General features: G+C 60.0%; 5 protein-coding genes. All 5 read right to left on the bottom strand.

Going from position 1 to position 7,078, the window contains the following annotated elements; translation table 11 throughout:
• Positions 1-93: 93 nt before the first annotated feature.
• Positions 94-1,470 (bottom strand): amidase, encoded by a 1,377-nt coding sequence (locus tag VGP75_RS03705; protein ID WP_327542373.1) that lies wholly within the window; start codon positions 1,468-1,470, stop codon positions 94-96.
• A 43-nt stretch (positions 1,471-1,513) separates the two neighbouring features.
• Complete coding sequence (gene prfB / locus VGP75_RS03700; RefSeq protein ID WP_327542372.1) at positions 1,514-2,638, bottom strand: peptide chain release factor 2; 1,125 nt, start codon at positions 2,636-2,638, stop codon at positions 1,514-1,516.
• Positions 2,639-2,713: 75 nt separating this feature from the next.
• Positions 2,714-5,230, bottom strand: coding sequence for a penicillin-binding protein 1A (locus VGP75_RS03695; RefSeq protein ID WP_327542371.1), 2,517 nt, complete (start codon positions 5,228-5,230; stop codon positions 2,714-2,716).
• A 135-nt stretch (positions 5,231-5,365) separates the two neighbouring features.
• Positions 5,366-6,520, bottom strand: a complete 1,155-nt coding sequence (locus VGP75_RS03690) for an N-acetylmuramoyl-L-alanine amidase (protein WP_327542370.1) — start codon at positions 6,518-6,520, stop codon at positions 5,366-5,368.
• Positions 6,517-7,078 (bottom strand): pyridoxal phosphate-dependent aminotransferase (locus tag VGP75_RS03685; RefSeq protein WP_327542369.1); only part of this gene is annotated, 562 nt, incomplete at its 5' end. The genes VGP75_RS03690 and VGP75_RS03685, both read right to left, overlap by 4 nt.

Genomic DNA, 7,078 nt, shown 5'->3' with positions numbered 1-7,078 from the left:
GCGGCGCACGGCGGAAATCGCGCACACCCGCGCGCAAGACCTCTGCAATATCTGCCAGTGTCAGCTGTCGCAGAACGATGGCCGGCTCTGCTTCTATGATGTCACTCTGTGCCATGCTTCCCCCAATTGTAGCACCCCAAGATCGTCACCGCGACACCCTGCAATCTGCAAGCCCATGGGCCGTGCCCCCGCCATGGGCACCGCCACGCAAGGCAGCCCGATCAGGCTGACCGGGATGACCACCTCCATCCAGCGGTGATAGGTATCCATCTGCACGCCACCAATTGCTTTGGGCCAGTCCCAGTCCATCGGAAACGGCCAACACTGTGCGGTTGGCAGAACGAAGGCATCATAACGATCAAACAATTCATGCGCCACGCGGTACCAGTCGGAGCGCAGTGTGCTGGCATTTTGTATCGCGGCACCAGTCAATGCACGACCTTTCTCAACCTCCCAGATCGCTTCGGGTTTGAGCCCGTCGCGCCGTGCAGGATCATCATAGATGGCACCGAATTTCGCAGCCTGATACCATGCGCGCAGCACCGTCCACGCCTCCCAGAGGGCCGCTGCATCAAAGGGGGGCGCGATTGCCTCAACGATACAGCCCATCTCCTCAAACCGTGCGACACCGGCCTGCGCGGCAGCCAACACGCCCTCTTCCATCGGATAGGCCCCGCCCCAATCGGCCAGCCACGCAATACGGCGACCAGCGACATCCACATCAAGGTCATGCGCGTAATCCGCCTTCGGCAAGCCAAAGGCCACACGCGGATCAGGCCCCGACTGGACCCCAAGCAACAACGCCAGATCACGCGGGTTGCGCGCCATCGGCCCATTGGTCGAAAGCTGATGCATGAACAGATCACCAGCAGGTGCCCCCGGCAACCGCCCCCACGTGGGGCGCATCCCGTAAACACCGTTCCATCCCGCAGGATTGCGCAGACTGCCCATCGCATCGGACCCGTCCGCCAGACAGACCATATGCCGCGCCAATGCAACAGCCGCACCGCCCGATGATCCCCCCGCCGAACAGCCCGGCAAAAGCGCGTTCTGGGTCGCGCCAAAAACAGGGTTATAGGTATGGCTGCCCAACCCGAATTCAGGCGTATTGGTCTTGCCGATGACAATAGCGCCCGCGTCCTGCATCCGCTGCACCATGATCTCGCTTTCGGGGGCAATCTGGCCTGCAAAAAGCGGCGAGCCCTGCGATGTCGGCATCCCGCCCACATCCGCCAGATCCTTGACCGCCAAGGGCACACCATGCAACGGCCCTTTGCTGTCGGCCTGATCCGCCGCACGGGCCTCTTGCATCAGCACATCCGGATCGCGCAACGACACAATCGCGTTGTAGTGCGGGTTCTCCGCTGCGATCCGCGCCAGCGTCGCCTGCATCACCTCGGCCGCACTGAGCCGGCCACCCCGCAAGGCGGCGATCAGGTCATGCGCGGTCCATTCAAGAAAATCTCCCATGCGCTATCCAAGCGCGCAGGCGCGGCTTTGGCAAGCACCAAGCTTATTCGGCGTTCGCCTCGGCGCGGCTTTTGCCGGAAACAGCCATCGCCAAAGTGGCCGCCATGAACCCGTCCAGATCACCGTCCAGCACACCTTTGGTGTCGGAAGTTTCATAGTTCGTGCGCAGGTCCTTCACCATCTGGTAGGGCTGCAGAACATAAGACCGGATCTGGTTACCCCAGCCCGCATCGCCCGCGTTCTCATGCGCCTCGTTGACCAAAGCCGAGCGTTTATCCAATTCGATCTGATAGAGGCGCGATTTCAACGCTTTCATTGCGATGTCACGGTTCTGGTGCTGCGACTTCTCGGAACTGGTCACAACAATCCCTGTGGGCGCGTGGGTAATCCGCACCGCAGAATCGGTCGTGTTGACGTGCTGACCACCTGCACCAGAGGACCGGTAGGTATCAATGCGGATATCCGAGGGGTTCACCTCAATCTCGATGTTGTCATCAACCACCGGATAGACCTTGACCGACGTGAATGACGTGTGGCGCTTGGCGGCGCTGTCAAAGGGAGAAATCCGCACCAGACGGTGCACACCGCTTTCGGATTTCAACCATCCATAGGCGTTATGACCGCTGATCTTATAGGCGGCAGATTTGATCCCCGCTTCGTCACCGGGCTGTTCGGACTGCAGTTCAACCTTATAGCCCTTCTTTTCCGCCCACCGCACATACATCCGCGCCAGCATATTGGCCCAGTCGCAGCTTTCGGTGCCACCGGCACCTGCGTTGATCTCGAGGAAGGTGTCATTACCGTCGGCCTCGCCATCCAGCAGGGCCTCCAGTTCTTTCTTGGCGGCCTTTGCGGCCAGCGCGGTCAACGCTGCCTCGGCCTCTGCGACGATCTCGGCGTCGTCTTCCATTTCGCCCATCTCGATCAATTCGATGTTGTCGGACAATTCGGTCTGGATGCTGTCATAGCCGGTCATGGCATCCAGCAACAACTGACGTTCGCGCATCAGCTTTTGTGCGCCCTCGGGATCATCCCACAGGGTCGGGTCCTCAACGCGCGCGTTGAATTCTTCCAGGCGGTGGGGCGCTGTTTCGCGGTCCATCCGCTGCGCCAGCAAGGCAAGCGACTTTTGGATCGCCGCAATGGTATTTTGCATTTCCGCGCGCATGGGACACCTGTTGTTCGTCAATGATTTCTGGTGAAGCGGTCTTAGCGCGCCCTTTGGGGCGCGACAAGCACATGGTCAGTAAAGACCACCCGATGACAGCGTCCCGAAGGTCGCCTTATCGCCCACAGTCGCGGTTTCACCCGTCGATGTGGTCACCTGACGCTGTGCGGCCTGCGCTTCATCAAAGAGCGGCAGATCAGCCGCCATGGCAAAACCACCATCAAACATGATGCCGAACAAAGGCTCTTCACCGGGGCGGAAACATTCGCGGACCACATTATCGCCAGCGGCACCATCAGGCAGGCGTGCACCGCTGAAACGGTCGATGTTGATAAACTGACAATTGGCAGGCACGCGGAACGAGCCTGATCCGTATTTCTCGATCGCCTCTTGCATAAACCGGTTGAACACCGGCCCACAGAACCCGCCACCCGAGGCACCACGGCCCAAGCTGCGCGGCGTATCATAGCCGATATAACACCCTGCCACGATATTGGACGAAAAGCCCACGAACCAGACATCTTTGGCATCGTTCGTGGTCCCGGTCTTGCCTGCAATCGGCACTGGCAGGTTCACAGTGCCACTCGCGGTGCCGCGCTGCACAACACCCTGCATCATCGAGGTCAGCTGATAAGCGGTGATTTCATTCATCACACGGTCGCGGTTCGACATGATCCGCGGCCCGTCACCGGCAGGCAGATTGGCCTGATCGCAATCAAGACAGCTGCGCTGGTCGTGACGGTAAACCGTATGGCCATAGCGGTCCTGCACGCGGTCAACAAGCGTCGGCGCAACCCGCTCACCACCATTGGCGAACATCGCATAGGCGGCAACCATCTTGAACAGTGTGGTCTCATCGGACCCCAGAGAGGCCGCAAGCACACGGTTCATATCTTCATAGACGCCAAAGCGTTCTGCATAGCGGCCGACCGTATCAATCCCGATTTCCTGGGCCAGACGGATCGTCATCAGGTTCCGCGACCGCTCGATCCCCGTCCGCATCGGCGTCGGGCCGTAGAACTGGTTGGACGCATTGCGCGGACGCCATGTGCCCTGCGGTGTGTTGATCGTGATCGGTGCGTCCACAATGATCGTGGCCGGCGAATAGCCGCTGTCCAAAGCCGCCGCATAGACAAACGGCTTGAACGATGATCCGGGCTGGCGCTGCGCCTGTGTTGCGCGGTTAAAGACCGAGCTTTCATAGCTAAAGCCGCCCTGCATCGCGATCACACGGCCGGTGTTGACGTCCATCGCCATAAACCCGCCCTGTACTTCGGGCACCTGCCGCAAGGACCAGTGTTCAAAGTTGCCGTTCCCGTCCAGCAAGCGGCGCACGTGGACCACGTCACCGGGCGTGAAATTGTCAAAGAAATCACCCACCAGCCAACGGATATCGACGCGGGGCACCACAAAGGGTTCGGCTTCGGTCTCTTCCACACCTTCAATGCCGATGGTCAGCGTGTTTTCCGCCACCTCGCGGATAACTGCCGGATACCACTGACCGTCCAGATCAATGCTGCGCGGCACGCTCAGACCGGCAAGGGCTGCGCGCCAGTCCTCTTCGCTGGCCAAAGCCTCTTGCGGGATCGTCAGTTCAGTGCCGCGCCAATTGCCCTGCTGGCGGTCATACTCCTCCAGCGCGCGCTGTAGGGAATGGGCCGCCGTGACCTGCAATTCGGGATCAATGGTCGCGCGGATCGACAAACCGCCGGAGAAGAATTCCTCTTCCCCGAAGTTCTGGCTCAGCTGGCGGCGGATCTCGTCGGTGAAGTAATCCCGCTCGGGCAATGTATCGCGGAAATCCTCATAGTCGCCGCCCTGCACCGACAAAAGTGGGGCTGCGCGCTCGGTCTCATAGGTCCCTTCGTCGATATAGCCGTTCTCGAACATCTCGCGCAGGGTGTTGTTGCGCCAAAAGACAGCGGCCTCACGGTCGCGCACAGGGTGACGGTTACTGGGTGCCTTCGGCAAAGACGCCAGATAAGCCGCCTCGCCGGGGGTCAGTTCGGTCAAGGGTTTGTTAAAATAGGTCAGTGCGGCAGCGGTCACGCCGAAACTGTTCTGGCCCAGAAAAATCTCGTTCAGGTAGAGTTCCAGAATACGCTCTTTGGGCATCGCATCCTCAATGCGCACCGCCAGAATGATCTCTTTGATCTTGCGCTCAACCGAACGTGACCCATCCAAAAGGAAGTTCTTCATCACCTGCTGGGTGATCGTAGACGCCCCGCGCAGGTTTTCACCACGCGATTCCACCGCATCGACAAAAGCCGATACCATGCCCATCGCGTCGAAACCGCCATGTTCGTAGAAATTCTTGTCCTCGGCAGAAATAAACGCCTGCTTGACGATATCGGGGATTTCTTCGGCCGGTGTAAAGAGGCGGCGCTCGACCGCAAATTCGTCGATAATCTGCCCTTCACCTGAGTAAATCCGGCTGATTGTCTTGGGCGTGTACTGCGACAGGGTCTCGTAGCTGGGCAAATCACGGCCATACATATAGAGCACAGCACCAATCGTCAGCGCCCCCATAAAGGCCCCAAGCGTCAGCAATGTGAACAAGCCGCCGAAGAAAGAAAGAATAAAGCGCAACACGAAAGGGAACCCAGTCCTGATAGTTTCAAGCGCCGTTATACGCGCTCTACCCCCTAGGGTCAAAAGGCCAAATGCCACGTTCGGCCAGAAGATGCCTGCAATTCGGTCACTTTTTGAGCAGCAGGTCGCTGGTTTTTACCGCGCCAAAAGCACCACAGTGTCGCGGATCGCGCGGGTAATCCGGGCGCGGCCTTCGGGGGTTGCCAGAAACGCGCGGTCCTGCGCGTTCGACAAAAACCCTGCCTCGATCAAGACACTGGGAAAGTCCGCCGCTGTCAAAACCACAAACTGCCCTTCACGGCGCGGACGGGTATTCATCGGAACGCCCTGCGCCTGCATCGCCGCCGCAAGAGCGTCGGCAATCCGCACACCCTCTGGTCCGGTGCGCGCGCGCGCCAAATCCATCAGCGCGGTCGCCACACGGTCCTCGGCATCTTTCAGATCAACTCCCGCCAAAAGATCACCGCGCTCGTGGCGCTCAACAATCCGCTGGGCCGCAGCATCGCCACCATCGGACGACAGCGTATAGACCGACGCGCCCCGCACGTCCACTTCGCCCAAGGCATCCGCATGCAGCGACAAAAAGAGGTCTGCGCCCACCTGCCGCGCAAATGTCATCCGTGCCGAGAGCGGGACAAAGACGTCATCCTCGCGGGTCAGCACCGCCTGCACGCCCTCTTGCGCGTTCAACATGACCGCAAGCTCGGCTGCAAGGATCAGCATCAGATCGGCCTCTTTGATGCCGCCTTGAAAGGCACCGGGATCAATGCCGCCATGTCCGGGGTCAATCACCACGATGAAATCCTCGCTTGCGGCAAGGGCAGCGGCGGCATCGGGATCAAACCCTGTGACAACATCCCAGCCCGGATCGGGTGGCGCGCCTGCGGCGGCGGCAAATTCATCGGCGCTCGCACGCTCCAGCACGATTGTCAGATCAGCGCCCGCATCGGTCCGCACCATGCCCGCCTCGGCAATCACAAGCGGTTCGGCCAGATCAACCACCATCCTCGACCACCCGGGGCGCAGCGGGCCAAAGCGCACATCTGTTGCCCGATCGCCCGACAACAACGCAGCGCCATCAAGCCCTGAAAACGAGGCCCCTTCCACATCCAGCACCAAACGGCGCGGATCATCCAGCGTGAACACGCGATAAGGCGTGATCCGGTCCAGCCCCATGGCAACCTTAAGCGTCCACCAGCCGTCGCTGACACTGGTGCGCTCAGGGTCAACCGTCACCTGAGCAGTGGCCAGATTGGCGATAAAGAGGAAAGACAGCAGCCAGCGGATCATGCGCGCCGCCCCTGCATGAACTGCGCCAGTCGGTCCAGCCCTTCGGTGATATCCGCCGTGGAGCGCGCATAGGAAAACCGCAACCAGTGGTGGCCGCGTGCCGCATCAAAATCTAGTCCCGGCGTGACGGCAACACCCGCCTGTTCAAGAATCTCGGCCGCAAAAGCCAAGGCATCATCGGTGTATTCCGACACATCCACATAGACATAAAACGCCCCGTCAGGCGGCGCAAAACGGGTCAGGCCAGCGGCCTGCAACCCCTCAATCATCAGCGCCCGATTGGCACGGTACACAGCCTTGTTCGCCTCAAGCTCACCGGTGCAATCCATCGCATGCAACGCCAGCCGCTGGGCGGCATGGGGCGCGCAGATAAACATGTTCTGCACCAAACGCTCGACCTGCCGGATGTGATCCTCTGGGACGATCATCCAGCCCACGCGCCAACCGGTCATTGAGAAATACTTGGAAAAGGAATTCACGACATAGACGTCATCGGTGACCTGCAACGCCGAGACAGGGGCCACATCATAATCAATCCCGTGATAGATCTCGTCCGAA

Source organism: Yoonia sp. (assembly GCF_036007805.1).
In the GTDB taxonomy this organism is placed as follows: domain Bacteria; phylum Pseudomonadota; class Alphaproteobacteria; order Rhodobacterales; family Rhodobacteraceae; genus Yoonia.
Note: the sequence above shows the minus strand (reverse complement) of the source record. Positions and strands in the feature narration are given on the sequence as shown.